Genomic DNA, 18,957 nt, shown 5'->3' with positions numbered 1-18,957 from the left:
GGAGAGCGATGCGGACCCTCTCCCAGGGGCTCTGTCGCCCGCCCGGAGAGCCGCAGCGGCCGCTGGTCCCGCTGGTAGCCCGGCAGAGCGCCATACCTCCGTTCGTTGACGGGGCTCCGCGCCGATCGGCACGTGGCGTGACCTGCCCGAACGGTTCGGCAGGCCCCGTAAAAGGCCCGACAGCGTCGCGGCCGACAAGCCATCCAGCAACGGGCCGTGCCACAGCCGAGCCGCCCGCCCGCCCGCGCAGTGGATCACGCGGCGGACGGCCACCCGGCTTCGACCAAAAGCGGGACTGGCTCTGGACATGATCGGCCGGACAAGTCCTAGTTCCCTGTGATCCCTACGGGCCCGCCCGGACCCGGACGACCCGACGGCGTGCTCCGCGTACGTACGGCCCCCTCGCCCTCCGGCGTGGTTTTCCGTACAGGCAGGGGGTTCGGTGGCAGCGGAAGCACCGGGCATCGAGCCGCAGGCAGGCGACTGCCGACCATCGAGGCGCTCCTGGAAAACCCCCGGGTCGTCACCACCCTCAGCGGCCTGGACAAGCCGGCCTCCGCGAAATTCCGGCCCGACGCTGCGTGTGATGCCGCCAGGCCGTCGGCGGCTCAGGTACCGGGGGACGCCAGGTCGGCAACCCGTTGAGGCATGCACGACCGGTTGCAGGCGGGCGCCGACGGTGTGCCGAGCCGACCTCATGCCGACGTACTACTGCTGCGGAGCCCTGCGGCTGGAGCCTGCTCGCCCGTGTTTTCGGTGACCTCGGTGGCGGCGATCGTCTGGCGCAGCAGACGACGTGCGGTTTCCAGGTCGGCGGCACGCTGGTCGAGGGTGGCCAGCTGGTCGCGCAGGCTGGTGAGGACTCCGGGGCAGGGGCGCAGCGTCGCCGCGTCGTGGGTGCAGGGCAGGACCTGGCGGATGATGCGGGTGGGCAGGCCGACGGCGAGCAGGGCGCGCACGCGGTGCACCGTCTCCACGGTCTGGTCGTCGAATTCGCGGTAGCCGTTGGCGCGGCGCTCGGCATGGATCAGTTCCGTCCGCTCGTAGTAGCGCAGGAGCCGTTCGCTGACTCCGGTCTGGCGTGACAGCTCGCCTATCAGCACCGATTCGTTCCTTTCGGCTTGACCTTCCAACGGTGTCAGGGAGCAACAGTGCTCTGACCGGCTGAATTCCGGACCGGTCGAGATGGAGGGAAGAACCAGTGATCATCGACGCGCACAGCCACGTCCACGATCCGATCGAGGCGCAGTTGGGGCTGCTGGATGAGGCCGGAGTCGACCGCGCTGTCCTGTTCGCCACCCGGCCGCATCCGGAGCGGGCCGGCGACCTGGCCGCACTGCGCCGGGAGATGGCCGTCTTGGAGGAGGCGCTCGGAGGTCGGGCCGGCACGGTCGAGGCCTACCGGGGGGCGTGGGGGGAACTGCACGCGGCGCTTGCCGCGCGGCCGGACCGGTTCATCGGCTTCCTGTCCGTGCCGCTGGGGCTCGGATCGCAGGCGACAGCCGAGATCGTGGAGCAGGAGGTGGTCGGGCGCGGGCTTCACGGGGTCGGGGAACTGACACCGCCGCCGGGAGGGGCAGGGCTGATCGAGCCGGTCCTCCGAGCGGCTGCCGACCAGGGGCAGCTGCCCGTGGTCGTACACGGATCCGCGCCGACCACCGCGGAGGACCTGGCGACGCTGGCCGCGCTGGCCCGCCGGTACCCCGGTGTTCCGCTGGTGGTCAGCCAGTTGGGAGGGCAGCACTGGATGCAGGCCATCGAGCTGGTGCAGGACACTCCGAACATGTACCTGGAGCTGTCCACGGCCAACATCGTCTTCGCGGTCCGGCTGGCCATCAAGGAGCTACCGGACCGGACCCTGTTCGGCTCGGACGCACCGTACGGCGACCCGGTCCTCGCCCGGACCCTGGTGGAACGGGTCACCAGTCCGGGCGAAGTACGCGACCGGGTCCTCGGCGCAACGATGGCCGAACTGGTCGGACTCAGCTAGCTGATACGGGAGCAGGCCAGACGAGCCCCAGTGGGCGACGCACCCGACCTGTCGAGCCGTTCGTTGTGCAACCGCAGGACCGGCGCAGTCGCGAGGACACGACGGCACGTACGAAGGTCCGGCCGCGGGGCCACTGCACCGAGATCGCCTTCCCAGCGAACGCCGCTACGGGGTCACTGGCGGGAGTTCTTCCTCCGGGGCAGCCATGACCAAGCCGGAGCTCACGGCATCGATCCCAATGCGTTGGAGAGAGGCCCAACGGTCGAGTTTCTCGCAGGCCCAGGCGGGGTCGTACGCCGCCGTCGCCAACTGCGGTATGCGCTTGCGGCCGGTCTCATCGAGGCGGTACGGAACCTCGAAAGCCGTGTTCCAGCCTTCCAGGTGCGCGGCAAAACGCCCTTCCGCTTCTGCTGGACCGATGCCCAGGTACTGGCCGATCTCGCTCCAGGAGCTGCCTCGCTCGTGTTCGTAGATCACGGCCGAGGCCAGAGCACGCTCGGCGAGCTCGATGAGCTGGAATGCCTGGCTCGCCCGGCCTCCGGGACCGGTGTCAGGGTCGTTCTCGGTGGCGACCAGACCGGCGGCGCCGTCGGCGACATCCACGGCGTGATCGCACAGGACGAGGCGGGCCAGCGCCCGGCGGGTGAATCGGGCACGATCGGCGTCGTACGGGGTCGTCTCAGTCACCCCCGCAGCCTCGCAGGCCGTAAGTGCGGCAAGCATCCGATTTTCCCCGACATCCCGACGGCGAAGCCGGCCCCCTTGCCGGGGAGCCTCCGGTCGGCGTCATGGCAGGCGGCAGGGCTCTGAGCGGCCGAATGACCTCGCGCTCACGCCAGTTCGCATGTCAGAGGCGTACGACCACGAGGGCGATGTCGTCGCGGGCGCCGCCGACGACGCCGAGTTGCGTGAGGAGCGCATCGGCGAGCCGCTCCGGGTCGAGGTCGGCAAGGCTGCCGAGGGCTGTGGTGAGGCGGTTCAGGCCGGAGTCGATGTCCTCATCACGGCGTTCGATCAGCCCGTCCGTATAGAGGACGAGCGTGTCACCCGGGTGGAAGGCGGTGCCGGCCTGGGGGCGGGGAACGTGTTCGGGCCGGGCTCCCAGTGGTGGGTCGGTGGCCTGGTCCAGCAGCTCACAGGTGCCGTCCGTATGCAGCAGCACCGGCGGCAGATGCCCGGCACTGGAGTAGATGAGCAGCTTGGAGCGGGTGTCCACGAGTACGGTGACCGCGGTCGCGGCGAGTGCCCCGTCGACGGAGCGGGCGTACATGCCCAGCACCTCCAGGGCCTGGGCCGGTCCCACGACCGCCCGGCTCGCGGCGGACAGGGCACTGCGGAGCATGCCCATGACGGTGGCGGCTTCCAGGCCGTGGCCGACGACGTCGCCCACGGCGACGGCAAACCGGTCCTGGGTCAGGTCGACGGTGTCGTACCAGTCGCCGCACACGTTCAGTGAACCGATTGCGGGCAGGTAGCGCACCGCGACATCGGTATGGCGGGCCAGGTCCGGGGAGCGCAGCATCGCTTCCTGGAGGGCGACGGCCACCTCCCGCTCCCGGGCGTGCGCCGCCCGCAGCTCCTCGTTCAGCCGTTGCAGCTCCCGCGCCCGCGCATACAGCTCGGCCTCCATCCCTTCTTTACGCGGCTGCCCCTCGTCGTGGTGGCGGAACCGGCGGGACCGCATGAACCCCGTCACGTCCTCCACCCGGTGGATGATCCATGTCACCCGGCCGTCCGGGCCCTTCACGGGCGTGTTCACCGGCGACCACCAGCGCTCCTCGAACACCCCGGGTTGCGAGACCACGGGAATGTCGTACCTCTGCACCGGCATCGTGTCCGCCTGGCCCGTGGCCAGCACCCGGCCCAGCGACGCCCCGAGGTTGCTCACCCCATCCGCTTGCGGATCAGCGGGGTTGTCGGGGAACGCCTCGAACACATGCTGGCCCACCAGGTCCTGACGGGTGCGGCCGGTCGCCCGCAGATAGGCCTCGTTGACAGCGACGATCACCAGGTCCGGCGCCAGCACCAGATAGGGGCTGGGCGTCGCGGCAAACAACGCTCTGTAGTCGATCTCCGGCCTCACGACCACGACCAGCGTCTCCTCATCCAGGCGTGCCCCTGTTGCCAACGTACGCAGGCACTGCGCCATCCGCGCGCCGGCGCATCCATCCGGTGCGGCGCCGTGAAGGCCGCGACCCTTGGCGCAACGCGAGCGGGCCGGGGCGACACCATGGGCACGCAGGGAGCGGGTCTGACCGTGGCTGGAGCCGTTGGGGGCTGACGCACGACTATGGGGGGGTATCCCGGGCGGCCGATGTGCGCCGGACCGGGAGCTCTGGGCCGCTCGTTGGCTGGGCATGGATGCTCCATGAGCGACAGTGGAAGCGCAGAGAACGCCCCGCCCGCCCCGGGCGACGCGGCAGCCGCCCAGGCCCATGAGCGGGTCCCCGTCCCGCCTCGGGCCGGCGCGGACGGGGCCGGGGCCGGGGAATCGCCGACTCCGCCCGTGGCCGAAGGGGGAGACGGCGCCCGCCAGGCGGCGCCTCCGGCCGAAGCCGGCGCTGCCGAGGCCGGAAGCGGGGCCGCCGGGGGCGGAAGTACGCCGGACGAGCCGTCCGCCGAGCCGTACCGCGTGAGCGTGCGGGACCTCGGACGATTCGCGGTCGCCGCCGTCACAGTGGTCGCGGCCCTGGCCGGCCTGATCCTCGGGATCCGTTCCGAGCTGTACGCGGGCAGGGAGGACCAGCGCGCCAAGAAGGCGGAGCAGCGGGCCGTCGACGAACAGCAACGCGCCAATGAAGCACGGGAGAAGGCCTATGCGGACCTGGTCGACTTCTACCGCATGGGATCGCAGGTGATCGTGGTGAACGGCAGTTCCCGGGTCATGGCGATGCGGCTCACCCTTCCGGGGAGCCACGTCCGGTGGGACCTGGACCTGCTGCAGCCGTGCAAGCAGATCAGCATCGCGAACCGGTCCATGCTGGATTCCATGGCAGCGGAAGAACCTTCCGTGAAGCTCGTCGAAGAAGACCTCGCCCAGCTCCGCCTGGAGTTCATGGACCCCCTGAACAGGGCCTGGATCCGCAACAGCGGTGGGGCGGTCGCCCGGACGGCGGGGTGGCAGCCGTCGGGAAGGCCCTTCATGGTCAGCTCCGAATCGTGGAACTCCACGGCCCAGGACGCACCCGCATGCGGCAAGACATGACCTGCCCGCTCAGGCCTCCAGTCGGCGCTGCAGACCAGGGCTCGATCCGCTCCACGCTCGGGAAGGTCGGGCCCTGGTCGGTGACTACACCTCTACGTGCAGGTCTTCGGCGTCTTCGTATTGGGCGAGTGCCAGCCCGAGGCCGAACCAGGTAGCGGGCCAGGTCGCGGTGAAGATCCCCCACCGGTCCGCCCGGTCGATGCCCGCGGGTTCCACCTTCATCGAGGTCGCCCACGAGGCGACGGACAGTCCGATGGTCAGGCAGGCGACGGTGTAAGCGTGTTCGCTCCGCAGGCCTTTGTCGTGCAGGAACTTGACGATCATGGTGCTCCTCGGGATCCGACGGCGGAGCTTCCACCGTCGCCCACACGCCGACATCGCGCATCTCGAACCTCGCTACGTGCAGCTTGCCGCGGGAACCGCAGTGTGTCCCCGGTAGCCGTTGCGGTCGGTGGGTCAGGTGTGGAGGCGGCTGTTGGTGCCGTCGTGGTGGTCGGCGGTGGGGTCGTCGAACCAGTAGTCGCCGGCTGCGAGGTAGCGGAAGGAGTGGCTGGTGCGTGCGGGGAGAGCGACGCTGGCGGCGCGGGTACCGTCGCCGCGGGAGGCGAGGGGGTGGGCGGCGGGGTCCCATTGATTGAAGTCTCCGACGACGCTGACCGGTCCTACGGGGGTGTCCTCGGGGAGGACGAACGTGACTTCGGTCCGGCTGCCCTGCCGCTTGCGTTCGAGCACGGGGATCTCCATCCGTGAAGAGTCGTCGGGGTGCGGGAAGTCCAGGCGGTGCCGCGGCCGGCCGCCATGGTGCAGGGCCGGGGGCCGGACGCTCACCCGTTCGGGCCTTCTGCCGGGGGCAGGGGAGGCGCCCGCCGGGCCCCGCGGTGCGTGGACCTCGCTCTGTCACCGTGCCACGCGCGGGCCCGGGCTGCCCGGCGTGTGGGCTGCTCAGGTGAGGCGCGCTGTCCACGCCCTTTTCCCCGTGCGGTCCACCGCGCCCGGAGCGTGCCCGCCAGGTCGCCGAGCGCCTGACCGCGGCCACGTCCGTGCCCCCGGGAGGGGATGCAGTCCTACGGTCCCTGTGGTGGGTTGCGTACCGGAACGCGGCCCGGCCCTCCGGTCTGCCGGAGGGCCGGGCTGAGGTCGGTTCTCGATCCCGAAGTAGCTGCGGAGGTAGCTGGTGATCTCGGTGGCGTGGGGGAGGAGTTCGGGCAGTTGTGTGGCGAGAGCCTCGCAGGGGGCGGTGGCGAGGCCGCCGGTGCTGGTGGCGGCGGAGCGGAGAGGTTCAACAAGGCGGCCGCGTCCACGGCTCCACCACCGCCCACCCTCGGGTCGCCGCCCGGGCGGCGGCGGCCCCGGCCGACGCGCAGCGGGTGAGGTGCCTGCCTTCGGGGAGTGGGTGGTCAGCGGGCGCTGCCGAGGTTGCGGTCGGCGTCGGTTCCCTTGAGCATCAAGGTGGTCTCCTCGATGCGCTGGAAGCGGCCGTCGGGGGTCGTGGTGGCGAACACGTAGACCTCCATGCTCACGGTCGTGCCGTCCTTCTTGGTGATGTGGCAGGTGTGCCGGTCCGCGTACCTGTCTCCGTCGTAGAGCTCTTCGTGGACCTCGATCTCTCCCGCGGCGACGATCGTGCGCAGGTGGGCGATGTGGTCGAGGAACTGGGAGCGGTCGGCCCATTCGCCGTCGGTGCGCTGGCGGTAGTCGGGGGTGAAGTGCCGGTCGGCAGCCTCGGTCAGGGTGATGTCCTCGTTGAGGAGCAGGTCGGTGAGGGCGGCCTTGATGCCGGTGCGGGACATGCGGGGTCCTTCGGGCTGGTTCGGACAGCGGGGTTCTCGGCGGTGTCTGGCGGGGGTGGGCGTCAGGGGCGGGTGGCGGCGAGGGTGTCGTCGAGCCAGTTGTAGATGCGGGCGATGGACAGGCGCATCGCGCCGGGGTGGCAGTGGGCGCCGGCGCCTTCCTCCGTGGTGAACTCCATGAGGGTCTTGGGGCAGGTCAGGTGGTCGTAGAGCTGCTCGGGCTGGCCCTTGAAGAAGATGTCCTCTTCGGCGTCGCAGACGAGGGTGGGGCACTGGATCTTCTCGGCGATGCCGCCGGTGAGGGTGTAGTCGAGGTAGGAGGCGTTGAAGGCGCGGGAAGTGTCGACTCCCATGACGTACATGCCGTGGTTGACCGCCCAGCGCGCGATCGGGTCGTGGGTCATGGCCTGTTCGAAGGCGGCGTCGAGTTCCGGGGCGGACGGGGCGCGCAGGAGTCGTTCGGCCTCCTCGCGGGTGCCGGGGATGTTGCGTACGGAGAGCTCGCCGAGGTCGTAGAGGCCGTCGACGGCTATCAGCGCGGCCAGCCGGTGCTCGAACGCGGCCGCCCGGGGGGCGAGTACGCCGCCCATGCTGAGACCGAGCAGTGCGATGCGGCTGTTGTCGACCTCCGGGATCGTCTCGGCGAAGTCGATCACCGGGGTGATGACGTTCTCCCAGTCGGGGCGGAAGACCAGGTCCTGGTGGTGGCGCGGCCCGGGCATGCCGGGGCCGTCGAAGACGAGCACGGTGTAGCCCCGCTCGATGGCGGCCAGTGCGCCGAAGAAGTGCATCTCCTCCGCGGTGCCGTCGAAGCCGTTGTGCATGATCACCGTCGGACGGGGTGTGCCCGAGTCGTCGGCCCGGTAGAGGTAGCCGGGCAGCGTGGTGCCCTCGTAGGGGATCCGGACCGGCTCGATGCGCGGGGTGGTGTAGAGGGCGGCGGCGGCCCTGAAGCACTCGACGGAGCGGTCGTAGGCGTGGTCGTGGCGCGGGTCGCACTCCTTGCCGTGCAGGAAGAACTCCGCCGAGCGGTAGTAGTTCGAGGCACGCAGGAACCCGTCGCGGGCGCTGACCGAGTGGCCGGCCGTCAGAGCCTTCTCGGCTTCCGCGGACACCCGGCCTGCGGTGGCGAACCATTCGGTGTACCAGCTGTCGTAGTCGCCCTCGGTGATCCGCGCGGCGGTGGAGACGACCTCGCCGAAGTCGGCGCCGCCGTAGGCGATGTGGCTCATCGAGCGCAGGGTCTCGTACCAGAACTGGGCGTTGTTCGGGAACAGCAGCTGCTTCATGACGGTCTCCTCCGACCTGGATCGCAAGCACAGATTTGTGCTTGCGGGGTCGACTGTAGACCCTAACCCGGGCCAGAAGCAAATATCTGTGCTTATGATGGAGGCGTGACTCAGAAAGAACCGGCAGCGCGCATCCGAAGAAGTCCCGAACAGGTCCGCGCGGCCGTCCACCAAGCGGTCATCGACCTCCTCTCGGCGCCGGAGGGCGAGGACCTCACCATCCCCGCGATCGCACAGCGCTCCGGCGTCAACCACACCAGCCTCTACCGGCGCTGGGGCAGCCTCGACGCGCTGCTGGCCGACACGGTCACCACCCGCCTCGAGCGGGACTCGCCCCTGAACGACACCGGTACCCTGCGCGGTGACCTCACCGCCTGGGCCGAAGCCAGCGCCCGGAGCATGCACACACCTGAAGGACGCGCCCTCGTACGGGCCGTCGTCCTGTCCATGCCGAGCAGCACCCAGGACCAGAGCGAGCGCTCCCAGCACTTCCTGCGCCGCATGCGCTCCATCGAGCAGATCCGCGAACGGGCCACGGCCCGGGGCGAGAACCCGCCACCGCTGGAGCAGATCCTCGACCAGCTGATCGCGCCCTTCTACATCCGGGCGATCTTCGGCATCGGACTGCCGGCCACCGGCTACCCACAACTCCTGGTGGACCGACTCCTCGGCACTGCCGACTGACGGGTCCCGGCTCGACCAGTCCGGTTGAGCGCAGCCGCCGCACCGCGCCGTACGCGTACTCCCAGGTCAGGCCTTGCGGCTTGCGTACCTCGGCGACCGAAGGCGTCGCGCTTGAACCGCGAGGTTGCGAGGAAATCGGAGGCGCCGCTGCCCGCGCGTCTCATACCATCGGCCCGCACCGCACCCGTCGAGTAGCACCAAGGACTTTGTGAATCACTCAGATCTCCGCGCCAAGGCCCCGTCACTCGCGGCCGGCATGGCCGCCGCCGATCACAGCCCGGACATCCAGCTGTCCCAGACTCGCCACCGCGCCGCGCTCGTGGCGAGCTGGCGCATCGCGCCGGGCTCAACCGTCCTCGAAGTGGGCTGCGGCCAGGGCGACATGACTGCCGTCCTTGCAGAGGCGGTGGGCCCCGAAGGGCGCGTAGTGGCCGTTGACGTGGCCGCACCCTCCTACGGGGCGCCGGTCACGATCGGAGAATCGGCAGCCCGGCTCGCGGCGAGCCCTCTCGGACCACGCATCGACTTCCGCTTCGCCACCGACGTCCTCGACCCCTCGGTCGACTTCCCCGAAGGCGCCTTCGACCATGCGGTGCTCGCGCAGTGCGCCTGGTACTTCGCATCGCTCGGACAACTGCGCGACACGCTGGCCCGGATACGACCGTGGGCGCGGCGCCTGTGGTTCACCGAGTGGGACCTGACGCCTGCCTCTGACGACCAGTTGGCGCACCTGCTCGCCGTGCTGATCCAGGGGCAGACCGAGGCCGCGGGATCGCACGGCCAGGGCAACGTCCGCACACCGTTCTCCCGTGAAAGCCTGCTGCGGCTCCTGCCGGAGGCCGGCTGGACGGCCGACGGCAGCCAGCCGGTCGATACCCGGGAACTCCAGGACGGTGACTGGGAAGTCGCCGCTTGCCTCGAGCTGGTCGGAACGAACGAGCGCCTGGCCGTGCTGCCCGAGCCGGTGCGACAGCTCGTCCTGAGCCAGGCCGACGTTCTCCGGGCCATTGCCAAGCCGCACGGCAACCGCGCGCTCGCCGCGTATTCAGTCACCGCGCGCTGACGTACGACCCCAGCGGCCGACCCGGTCAGAGCTCACGGAGACATCGTCCAGGTAGGGCTCGTACAGATCCCTGAAGGCCCGGCCGCCGGCGCTCTTGTCGTCCGCCGGTCCCTCGCCTTCCCAAGGCAGCCGGGTCATCACTCATGCCGTGCAGCTTCGTCCTATCCTTCCCGTAACTCTCGGAACGAAGGCACGGCACACGACGTACGCCCTCACGCGTACGGCGACACGAAGGACGCGGGGATGAGTGGCTACGGAGCGATACCGCCGACGGTCGGCCGTCGGCTGACGCTCGGACAACTGTTCAATCCCATCGCCGTGGGACGTGCGGTCTTCACGCCGTCACGGCCGGACCGGGTTCACGACCCGGTGGTGAAGCGGGTCCAGGTCGTCCGGACCCTCGTCGGCCTCGCCGCCATCGCGTGGATGCTGCTGTCCTACGGGCTGGCTGCGGACGCCGACGCCGTGGTCGACGACCGCTTCGCCCAGATCCGTACGACCCTCATCGTCCTGGGAGTCACCTTCCCGGTCGCCGTGACCCTCTTCGTCGCCGCGGCCCGTCCACCCCACCGCCGCCTGTTCCTGCGCCGCGTCGCGAAACCCGCCGGGGCGCTGCTCGCGCTCGTCGTCACGCTCGGTCTGCCCCGACTGATCACGGGACTCGGCCTGGTCGACGAGCAGACGCAATGGACGGCGTCCGCGGGGCGGGTGCTGCTGCTGTTCGCCCTGGGCGCCTTCCTGTTGTGGCTGGCCCCCTTCGCCCTCTACGGCATCGCGCAGTCCCTGGTCCATGTCTTCCGTACGGCAGACCTCCATGAGACGGTGCCGCCCCTGCTCGCGATGCTCCTCGTCTGGGAGGTCGCCCTCCTGGACCTGCTCCGGGGCACCTACGACAGCGTGCCGCTCGGGGCTCGGCTGGCGTTCGTCCTGGGAGCGCCGCTGTCGGTCACTCTCGTGGCGATGTGGGAACTGCGCCGCCTGCGCACGCGTCACGGCATCACCGTCCGCGGTGCGCTGCTCCGCTGACGGCCGTGTGGCCCGAGCCGAGCCGGGTCGTCCGTCCTGCCGTCGACGACTCCGCTCCGCTGATCTGCAGCAGGCGTGGGAGCCGGGGCGCCGAGTCCGCCAGGTGGGTCGCCGCGTTCGTCGGCCTTGACCGACCATGGCTCTTCCCGCCCCGGCGATCACACGCGGGCACCTCCGGGACCGGTTTCACCCACGCCTCACACGACCGATGCCCGGAAGGGATCAGTGGGAATGATCTCCGCGTCGTCGAGGAGCTGCTCCAACGCCTCATGACCGTGCTGCCTGCGGAACCCGATCTCGGCGGCGGTCACTGGCAAGGTCCAGAGGATGCGGGCATGCCCCCGGGGCAGCGGACAGTGCTCAAGATCAGGCCCGTGGAGATAGGGCAGGCTGATCAGCAGGTGGTCGCAGGCCGAGCCCGGCACCCACGGTTCACCGAGGGGCATGCAGTGCTCCAGATCGAGCCGGTGCCCTCCGCAGTGGTAGTAGGCGATCATGGCCATGAGGTCGATGAACCGCTGATCGTGGACGTGGGCGGTCATGACGAACTCAAGCCCATGGCCGTCCTTCTCCCTCACGGCCCAGCATCCTGCGGTCACATAGGCCCAGCTGTCGCTCCGCGGACCAGGGCTCACAACGAGAACCCGCAGATCGGGCACGGCCTCGCGCCGTTCCGGCCCGAGGTCGCAGGCGACGACCTCCACGGAGTGCCCCTCGAAGAACCCCCGCACATGTGACTCAACGGCCTCGGTGGCCGGCAGCCTCGCATCACTCACCGCGCGATCATGCCAGACCCCAACCAACGGGGCTGAACTCTGACCCAGCGCCAGCGCCAGCGTCATGGCGCGTGGGCATCATCCGCGCACACACGACACCGGAACATGCGGACCAGCCAGTCCCGAGGCCGGAGTCTGCACCGCGCGCTCCGCCCTGCGCGTCGTGGGAGGACGAGACTCTTCCGGACCGACTGATCAGCGCGGACGACCGCGAGTGCCCGCTCAGGGCTGTGGGACCACAGCCCTACCCCTCCTGACCACCCGTCGTGCAGCCGTCGGGTCGCAGATTTCGCCCCCGACGACTGCACGACGGCACGGAACGTCGCGGTCAGCAGGAAATCGGGTCAGCGAACTTCGGTGACCCGGTGCTCCTTGAGCGCCCCACAGTTGGAGTTGTACACCTGCACGTGCACGTTGCTGATGCCCCCGCCCCAGTCGACGCAGTGGCCCTTGCCGTACACGTAGGCCGGGCCCGCGTACGACGTGTACCGGCCGTAGTCCTCGCCCCGCTCCGAGGTCGCGTTGACCTCGATCCAGAGGGCCATGTCCACGGCCGCACCCGGGTTGTTGCGGATGGTCGCTACGCAGTTCTTGCCGTTCGAGGCGTTGTACGTCAGGTAGACGGTGCCCAGCGAGCCGATCGCGGCCGAGTTCACGGTCTTGTAGGCGCTTCCGCACACCTTCTGCGGCGTGGTGTTGGGCGCGGCGGTGGCGGGCGCCGCCAGCGCGGTCGTGGCCGCCAGGGTCAGGGCGGCGAACGCGGTGGTCGTAAGGACGGAACGGGTGAACCTCATATTTCCCCCAGGTCGCCATTGGAGCTGGTTGCTCCCGCATAGGGGGACATGCGCGACGGCGGAACGGTTGCGCATTGTCCGCAAAAGATGCGACTGCGCCGCCCGATCGGCACCTCCATCGCGCACCCGGCCCTGGGACGCATCGAGAGTGAGCAGCCAGCCGGCGCCGCGGCGCCGCGCTGGCCCCGCCGGTGGCCTCCGCCCGTCTCAGCGCCGGGTCCGCGCAGACCACGGCAGAGGCCCGATACCCGGCTGAAACGCAACTGCGGGCCCCTCGAAGGGCTCTCCTGACGCTCTGGAAGCGCGCGTCTCGGAGGCTGTGCCGGTACCGGATCACCGGCGTACGCGCTATCGGAAGGCAATTGCCGTGCTGAGCACCCCGTACCGTTCTGAGGCCACAGGGGAGAAGGAGCCGTCCGGCCCGCTTCCGCCTCGTCTCGCCGGCCGCGCCCGCGTAGTCCTGGCTACCGGCCGTGGCCGGCTGATCGCCGCCGGCGCCGTGTGTGCGGCCCTGACGATGGCCCTGAACACCTGGATCCCGAACGGGTTGGTCAACCTCGGCAGCCTGTTCCAGACCTTCCTTCCCTGGGCCGGGTTGAGCGTCCCCGTCCTCCTCCTGGCGGCGGCTGTACGCCGTTCCCGGCTCGCGGCCCTCGCCGTCCTGGCCCCCGTGGCCGTCTGGGGCTGCCTCTTCGGCGGGACACTCACCGACAAGCGATCCGAGCGGTCCGGCGGCGGGAACTTCACCGTGGTCAGTCACAACGTGGACGAGGAGAATCCCGATCCGGCGCGGACCGCGCGAGCGCTCGCCGCCTCGGGCGCGGACGTGCTGGCCCTGGAGGAGATGTCCTCGAAGGCCACGCCCGCCTACGAGCGCGAGCTCGCCGCCGGCTATCCGTACCGCTCCGACACGCTCGGCGTCAGGCTATGGAGCAAGCACCCGCTGAACGGCGTGGAAGCGGTGCCGATCATGCCGTGGACGCGTGCCGTACGGGCCACCGTCGAGACCCCGGGCGGCCCCGTCGCGGTCTACGCCGCCCACCTCGCTTCGGTACGCCTGACCCCGGTTGCCGGCTTCACCACCGCCCGCCGCAATGATGCGGCCCGGAAGCTGGCCGCGGCCGTGCGGGCGGAGCCGCTGCCCCGGGTCGTCGTGATGGGCGACTTCAACGGGACGGCGGAGGACACGGCCCTGCGACCGGTGACCTCCCAGCTGACCTCCGCGCAGCGCGAGGCGGGCGCCGGGTTCGGCTTCACCTGGCCCGCTCGGTTCCCCATGGTCCGCATCGACCAGATCCTGGTGAAGGGGATGAGCGTGACCACCGCGTGGACCCTTCCCGCCACCGGCAGCGACCACCTCCCCGTCGCGGCCTCCCTCCGGCTGTGACCGCACCGCAGGCCCCACTGACTAGGATGGACTCCAAAATATCCGTTTCTGAGCAGGTAGGTGGCGTGTCGGCACCCCGGGTCCCGGACCCCGTCAGCGTCCTCGTCGTCGAGGACGACGCCACCATCCGCCGCGCCGTACAGCTGTCCCTGGAGCGGTACGGCTATCAGGTCGCGGTGGCCGAGAACGGACTCGACGGCCTGGAGGCGTTCCGGGCCGGCGGGTACGACCTGCTGATCCTGGACGTGATGCTGCCCGAACTCGACGGCATCGGGCTGTGCCGCCGGATCCGCGAGGAGAGCCTGGTCCCCGTCCTGATGATGTCCGCGCGCGGCGACGCCCTCGACGTGGTCTCCGGACTGGAGGCGGGCGCCGACGACTACGTCGTCAAACCCGTCGACACCCCCGTCCTCGTGGCACGCATCCGGACGCTGCTGCGCCGCGCCACCTTCCGGCCCGCCGAACCGCAGACGACGTCGACGCGGGGGGCCCGACCAATCGATCCCGCAGTCGTCCCCGCGGATGCGGGGACGACCGCCGGGGAGCTGGTCTTCGGGGACCTGTCCGTGAACACCCTCGGTCTGGAGGTACGCCGGGGCGGTCGGCCCGTTCCGCTGACCCCCACCGAGCTGCGGCTGCTGCTGGAGTTCGCGGCGGCTCCCGGGGCCGTGCTCGACCGCCGGCGCCTCCTGAGGGACGTGTGGGACTACGGCTGGGAGGGCGACACCCGGGTGGTGGACCTGTGCGTGCTGCGGCTGCGCAAGAAGATCGGAGCCGAGCGGATCGAGACCGTCCGGGGCTTCGGCTACAAACTCGTCCGCGGCTGAGGGGCCGGCCACACCCATGGCACTCGTCAACCCGCGCGCCCTGCGCTGGAAGATCGCCGCCCTGACCGCGGCCGCCTGCTGTGCGGTGGCCGCCGTGATCGGCGTCCTCGTCCACCAGGCGATGGCCGAACGAAGCGACCGCACCTGGAACGACCGCCTCTCCGCTCGCCTGGCGGCCGCGGAGCGGGAGTACACCCGCACGGGCACCGCGCCGCTCGATGTCGAAGTCCTCACTCCGGAGCGACTCGACGCACCCCTCGCGCGGGCGCTGGCCGCCAAGGACCCGGTGGCTCTGTACGCGACCTGGACCGACCGCAAACCCCCCAACTGGTACTGGATGTGGGCGGCCATGCCCGTCGACGGCGGCCGGGTACTCGTCGTTCGGACGGACATGAGCTCCGAGGTACGCGGCCTCCAGCTCCTGGACCGCAGCATCGTCAAGGCCGTGCTCGCCGCCCTCCTGGTCGTGGTACCGCTCGCCGCCCTGGCCACCGAACCGATGAACCGCAGGCTGCGCCGGGGATCCCGCACGGCGCGGGCCATCGCCGACGGCGACCTCGACGCCCGCATCGGGCCGGGCGGCCGGGCCCGTGACGAGATCACCGAGATGTCGGCGGCAGTGGACGAGATGGCTGCGGCCCTGCAGCAGAAACTGGAGGGCGAGCGCCGCTTCACCGCGGACGTCGCGCACGAACTGCGCACCCCGCTGATGGGGTTGTCCACCGCCGCCGGGCTTCTCCCGGAGGACGACGAGGTGGCCGAGCTCGTCCGGGACCGCGCCCGGGCCCTGAACGGGCTGGTCGAGGACCTCCTGGAGATCTCCCGGCTCGACGCCGGAGCCGAACGGGCGCGGACCGACGCGGTGCCGCTGGGCGAGCTGGTCACCGACATCGTCCGCCGCACGGGGACGCCGACCGCCGTGGCGGTCCGTGCCACCAGGATCCTGGAGACCGACCCGCGCCGGGTGGAACGGATCGTGGTCAACCTCGTCACGAACGCCCACCGGCACGGAGCCGACCCCGTCGAAGTCGCCGTGGAGGCCACCGCCACGGGTGCGCGGATCCTCGTACGGGACCGGGGTCCCGGCTATCCCGCCGCGCTGCTCGCGGAAGGCCCCCAGCGCTTTCGTACGGGAAGCCCCGAACGGGGGCGCGGGCACGGACTCGGGCTGACGATCGCGCTCGGGCAGGCGGGCGTCCTCGGTGCCAGGCTCGCATTCGCGAACGCTCCGGAGGGCGGCGCGGTCGCCACCCTCGACCTGGACGGCGTGCGCGATCCCGCCAGCAGCTGAAACGGAACCGCGACACGCCTTCGCGGCGGCGCAAACAGACTCGCGCGGGTCCGGGGGCGCCGATCACGGTCTCGGGCGGCAGGCCGGAGAGCAGGCCGCGGGGGCCGTAGTATCCCACCCGGATTCCCCATGTCCCGGGCGGGAGCGCTCAGCCGGAGCCCGGGTGTGGACGGTGACGACGCCGGCGACGACGCGCAGGCGCGGTTCTTGTGTCCGCGCCTACGCCTATCGGGGTGCGCGCCGCCTGCCGGGTAGAGAAGCCGGCATCGGCAGGTGTCGCGGGGACAAGGTCAGGCAGCCGCGCGCCGTATGTGCACGTGACCATCGAGAGGACAGGAAGGAGGAGCCGATGGCCGGGTCCTGTCGAACTGGTAGCCGCTCTTCTCGGCGACGCGCCGCAGGTCGGCGTCCCGGTACACCTCAACCAGCGCGGCGACGTCTTCCGCGCACCAGGGGCGAAGGGCAAGCGCGGGAGCGGTCGAGGTCGCGGCAGCCTGGAGCATGACGGGAGAGTTCACTGCCGGATCCTATGCAGCAGGGCTTTGACCTAGCCTCGGCGACAGCTGCTCCATGCCGCCCGCGGTCGTCCCGTCATCTCCGTGTCCGAGTGGGGCTCTGCCTGTCGGCAGCTGGTTCTCATCTTCGTCGGGAGTCCGGTAGGCCACGGGCAGCGCGTGTGGGCGGTGACCGGGCGGGCCGCCGTCCGTCACCCGGCGGTGCCGGCCGCGGTCTGCTCCGCGGCCCTGCGCCGCAGCACGTCCTCCACGCGGGCCCGCCACAGCCTCAGCGGCTCCGGCATGCCGACGCCCACGAGGGGCGTGCCGGCCGGGGCTCCCTCGTGGCCCTGGCCCGCCTTCTGGTTCCTCTCGTACAGGGTCACCAGGTGCGCCAGCCGGGGCATGTCCCGGCGCAGCCGGTCGGCCCACCCCGCGGTCAGGAAACCGTGGTTGACGACGAACCGGCCGTCGTCACGTGCCGTCGTCACGTACATGAGGTGGCCGTCCGGCGACCAGAAGTACCGGATGTGAGGGTCCCGGCTCCAGCCTGGCGGCGACGGGTGCCGGGACAGTGCCTCGTGACGGGCCGTCGCCTGCTCGTGGGCCATCCATGACAGCACCCGTCCCGCGTCCTGGTACTCCTCCTCGGTGAGCGGAACCCCGAACTCCCAGAGCCTGGGCAGCATGTCCAGCTGGGTGACCTCCTGGAGGTACTGGGCCCGGGCCGGGTCGTCGCCCCGGCGGCCGGCGGCCTCCGCGTCGTGCCGGCAGCTCTCCAGTCGCCGCTCCTGGTCGAACTGCAACAGGGCTGCCCAGTTGAGCTGTTGCGCGTCGGTCATGCGTGCCTCCCCCCGGTCCGCTCGAACCGGGCCCTCGGCCGGGCAGCCGCCGATCGGCGGCCCGTACCCACCGGATGATCCTCCGCCCGGAAAGCCGGCGCCAGATGGCCTGCTTGCCGGTGGTCAGCGAAGCTGTGGCTGCGTAGGTGAGAACCAGGAACGGATGTCGGTGGGTTCCAGGATCATTGGCTGCTGGGCTGGCTCTGCAATGTTGCCGAGTTCTGGGAACACCTCACCAGCTCCCGTCCTCCTGCGCTGCGCTGCGGTGAACCCGCCGCCCGGCCCGAGGCCGCTCTCGGCGCCGTCGTGGCCGCCCACCTCACCGGGCGGGGCCTGCTTCCCGAGGAGGGCCGTCCCCTGTGGTGTGGCTGCTCGGCGCCGGACGCCGCCACCTCCTGCTCGATGCCTGCGACGAACTCCCCGACACCGCAGCCCGGTCCGCGTTGCACGTCCTGGTCGTCACCGCCCCCGCCGGCCTGCGCTGCGTGGTCGCGGGTCGCCGGGCCGGCCGAACAGCTCGCCCCCCAGCCTCAGCCTCATCGGACTTGCCCAGGGCCCCCTGCTGCTGGCCCTGCTTTGAGCCGCGCCCTCGCCAAGGAGGTTTCGCCGGGTGGCGGCGCGCTCGTGGATGCCCCCTGCGAGCGCATGATGGACACGCCCCCTACGCGAGAGACGTCGGGTCAGGGGCGGCCCGCGACGAACCAGCGGGCCGGGAGTTCGACGGGGGAGCCGTCGGGGCGGGTCTCGCTCATGGCCAGCGCGGTGGTGCCTTCGTCGAGGATGCTGAGGCCGGCCGCCCGCAGCAGAGCGGCGATTTCGCCCTCGGCGACCTCGCCAGGCCGTAGGTCGTGCTCCTTGACGCGACGCAGCTTGGGCGAGGGGCCGCCGGGCTGCGCTGCGATCGACGCGATGACCTCCTTGGCGTCGCCGGTCGGTTCCAGGACGAGAGCCCGGCCGTGCTCGCCGACCAGCCGGGCGGTCGCGGCGGCCACCGCCGGGCGGTCCTCGGGGTCGCTCTGGTGCAGGACGGCCCGCATGTAGACGTTCGTATCGCCGAGGCGCTCGTGCAGGGCGCCGACCTGCGCCGGGTCGGCGAGGTCGAGCTGCTCGTACGCCGCAACGCCGTCCGGGTCGGCACGGCGGGCATGGGCGACGGCGGCGGCGGAGAGGTCGACGCCGACGGCACGGGCGAATCGGGTGGCGAGGAAACGGGTCTGGGTGCCGTTGCCGCAGCCGAGGTCGGCGACCGGCAGGGCGGGATCGGCGTACGGGGCGAGGTGGTCGAGGTCGCGCCTCGCGGTGAGCGCCGGGTCGGCGTCCCAGAACGGCTCGCCCGGTTCCCCGGAGCTCTGCTCCCAGAATCCGTCCCAGGCAGTGCGGTAGCGGTCGGACAAGGTCATGGGATCCATACCTTTCTTCGTGGGTTGATTCGGGTCATTCGTAAGATCGGGACACCCAGGGGAGTCGGGTGTGGCTGGCATGGGGTAGCCGCTGTTGTG

19 protein-coding genes are annotated in these 18,957 nt (G+C 70.9%); 8 read left to right on the top strand and 11 right to left on the bottom strand.

All coding sequences use genetic code 11. The features are described 5' to 3' along the window. Positions 1–695: 695 nt before the first annotated feature. Positions 696–1,103, bottom strand: a complete 408-nt coding sequence (locus ACFYP3_RS06520) for a MerR family transcriptional regulator (RefSeq protein ID WP_388827721.1) — start codon at positions 1,101–1,103, stop codon at positions 696–698. 98 nt (positions 1,104–1,201) lie between these two features. Between ACFYP3_RS06520 and ACFYP3_RS06515 the strand changes: the two genes are divergently transcribed. Continuing rightward, a complete protein-coding gene (locus ACFYP3_RS06515; protein ID WP_388827718.1) occupies positions 1,202–1,990 on the top strand; it encodes an amidohydrolase family protein in 789 nt (262 codons plus the stop codon). Positions 1,991–2,155: 165 nt separating this feature from the next. Here ACFYP3_RS06515 and ACFYP3_RS06510 read toward each other — a convergent pair whose 3' ends face one another. Beyond that, positions 2,156–2,677 (bottom strand): hypothetical protein, encoded by a 522-nt coding sequence (locus tag ACFYP3_RS06510; protein ID WP_388827715.1) that lies wholly within the window; start codon positions 2,675–2,677, stop codon positions 2,156–2,158. A gap of 160 nt (positions 2,678–2,837) precedes the next feature. Beyond that, complete coding sequence (locus ACFYP3_RS06505) at positions 2,838–4,073, bottom strand: PP2C family protein-serine/threonine phosphatase (RefSeq protein WP_388828342.1); 1,236 nt, start codon at positions 4,071–4,073, stop codon at positions 2,838–2,840. Between the two features lie 285 nt (positions 4,074–4,358). On the opposite strand from ACFYP3_RS06505, the gene ACFYP3_RS06500 reads away from it, so the two are divergent. Further along, positions 4,359–5,195 carry a hypothetical protein gene (locus ACFYP3_RS06500; RefSeq protein ID WP_388827712.1) on the top strand — a complete coding sequence of 279 codons (837 nt, stop codon included), beginning with the start codon at positions 4,359–4,361 and terminating at the stop codon, positions 5,193–5,195. 84 nt (positions 5,196–5,279) lie between these two features. On the opposite strand, the gene ACFYP3_RS06495 is transcribed toward ACFYP3_RS06500, so the two are convergent. The 4 genes from ACFYP3_RS06495 to ACFYP3_RS06480 form a co-directional block, all read right to left on the bottom strand. Continuing rightward, entirely contained in the window at positions 5,280–5,519 is a 240-nt protein-coding gene (locus ACFYP3_RS06495; protein WP_388827709.1) for a hypothetical protein, read from the bottom strand. A 132-nt stretch (positions 5,520–5,651) separates the two neighbouring features. Next, a complete protein-coding gene (locus ACFYP3_RS06490; RefSeq protein WP_388827706.1) occupies positions 5,652–6,023 on the bottom strand; it encodes an isoamylase early set domain-containing protein in 372 nt (123 codons plus the stop codon). A gap of 569 nt (positions 6,024–6,592) precedes the next feature. Then, the gene (locus tag ACFYP3_RS06485; protein WP_388827703.1) at positions 6,593–6,985 is read right to left on the bottom strand and encodes a nuclear transport factor 2 family protein; all 393 of its coding nucleotides are present in this window, start codon (positions 6,983–6,985) and stop codon (positions 6,593–6,595) included. Positions 6,986–7,047: 62 nt separating this feature from the next. Then, the gene (locus ACFYP3_RS06480; protein WP_388827700.1) at positions 7,048–8,274 is read right to left on the bottom strand and encodes an alpha/beta fold hydrolase; all 1,227 of its coding nucleotides are present in this window, start codon (positions 8,272–8,274) and stop codon (positions 7,048–7,050) included. A 105-nt stretch (positions 8,275–8,379) separates the two neighbouring features. Between ACFYP3_RS06480 and ACFYP3_RS06475 the strand changes: the two genes are divergently transcribed. From ACFYP3_RS06475 to ACFYP3_RS06465, 3 genes are all read left to right on the top strand, one after another. Further along, positions 8,380–8,958, top strand: coding sequence for a TetR/AcrR family transcriptional regulator C-terminal ligand-binding domain-containing protein (locus ACFYP3_RS06475; protein ID WP_388827697.1), 579 nt, complete (start codon positions 8,380–8,382; stop codon positions 8,956–8,958). 208 nt (positions 8,959–9,166) lie between these two features. Then, positions 9,167–10,021, top strand: a complete 855-nt coding sequence (locus ACFYP3_RS06470) for a methyltransferase domain-containing protein (protein WP_388827694.1) — start codon at positions 9,167–9,169, stop codon at positions 10,019–10,021. 243 nt (positions 10,022–10,264) lie between these two features. Then, a complete protein-coding gene (locus ACFYP3_RS06465; protein ID WP_388827692.1) occupies positions 10,265–11,047 on the top strand; it encodes a hypothetical protein in 783 nt (260 codons plus the stop codon). A 197-nt stretch (positions 11,048–11,244) separates the two neighbouring features. On the opposite strand, the gene ACFYP3_RS06460 is transcribed toward ACFYP3_RS06465, so the two are convergent. Both ACFYP3_RS06460 and ACFYP3_RS06455 read right to left on the bottom strand, forming a co-directional pair. Then, positions 11,245–11,889: a suppressor of fused domain protein gene (locus ACFYP3_RS06460; RefSeq protein ID WP_388827689.1), complete on the bottom strand. Its 645-nt coding sequence runs from the start codon at positions 11,887–11,889 to the stop codon at positions 11,245–11,247. A gap of 278 nt (positions 11,890–12,167) precedes the next feature. Next, complete coding sequence (locus ACFYP3_RS06455) at positions 12,168–12,617, bottom strand: spore-associated protein (protein ID WP_388827686.1); 450 nt, start codon at positions 12,615–12,617, stop codon at positions 12,168–12,170. Positions 12,618–13,077: 460 nt separating this feature from the next. Between ACFYP3_RS06455 and ACFYP3_RS06450 the strand changes: the two genes are divergently transcribed. Genes ACFYP3_RS06450 through ACFYP3_RS06440 form a run of 3 tightly spaced genes read left to right on the top strand, consistent with a single transcriptional unit; the run spans position 13,078 to position 16,122 of the window. After that, a complete protein-coding gene (locus ACFYP3_RS06450; protein ID WP_388828339.1) occupies positions 13,078–14,004 on the top strand; it encodes an endonuclease/exonuclease/phosphatase family protein in 927 nt (308 codons plus the stop codon). 26 nt (positions 14,005–14,030) lie between these two features. Next, positions 14,031–14,831 (top strand): two-component system response regulator CseB, encoded by an 801-nt coding sequence (cseB, locus tag ACFYP3_RS06445; RefSeq protein ID WP_388827683.1) that lies wholly within the window; start codon positions 14,031–14,033, stop codon positions 14,829–14,831. A 16-nt stretch (positions 14,832–14,847) separates the two neighbouring features. Beyond that, positions 14,848–16,122 (top strand): sensor histidine kinase, encoded by a 1,275-nt coding sequence (locus ACFYP3_RS06440; protein WP_388827680.1) that lies wholly within the window; start codon positions 14,848–14,850, stop codon positions 16,120–16,122. 706 nt (positions 16,123–16,828) lie between these two features. Here ACFYP3_RS06440 and ACFYP3_RS06435 read toward each other — a convergent pair. Next, the gene (locus tag ACFYP3_RS06435; protein WP_388827678.1) at positions 16,829–17,458 is read right to left on the bottom strand and encodes a hypothetical protein; all 630 of its coding nucleotides are present in this window, start codon (positions 17,456–17,458) and stop codon (positions 16,829–16,831) included. A gap of 680 nt (positions 17,459–18,138) precedes the next feature. Then, complete coding sequence (locus ACFYP3_RS06430) at positions 18,139–18,858, bottom strand: methyltransferase domain-containing protein (RefSeq protein ID WP_388827675.1); 720 nt, start codon at positions 18,856–18,858, stop codon at positions 18,139–18,141. Positions 18,859–18,957 lie beyond the last annotated feature (99 nt).

Source organism: Streptomyces sp. NPDC005533 (assembly GCF_042871845.1).
Taxonomy (GTDB): Bacteria; Actinomycetota; Actinomycetes; order Streptomycetales; family Streptomycetaceae; genus Streptomyces.
This window is presented reverse-complemented; position numbering and strand designations above follow the sequence as displayed.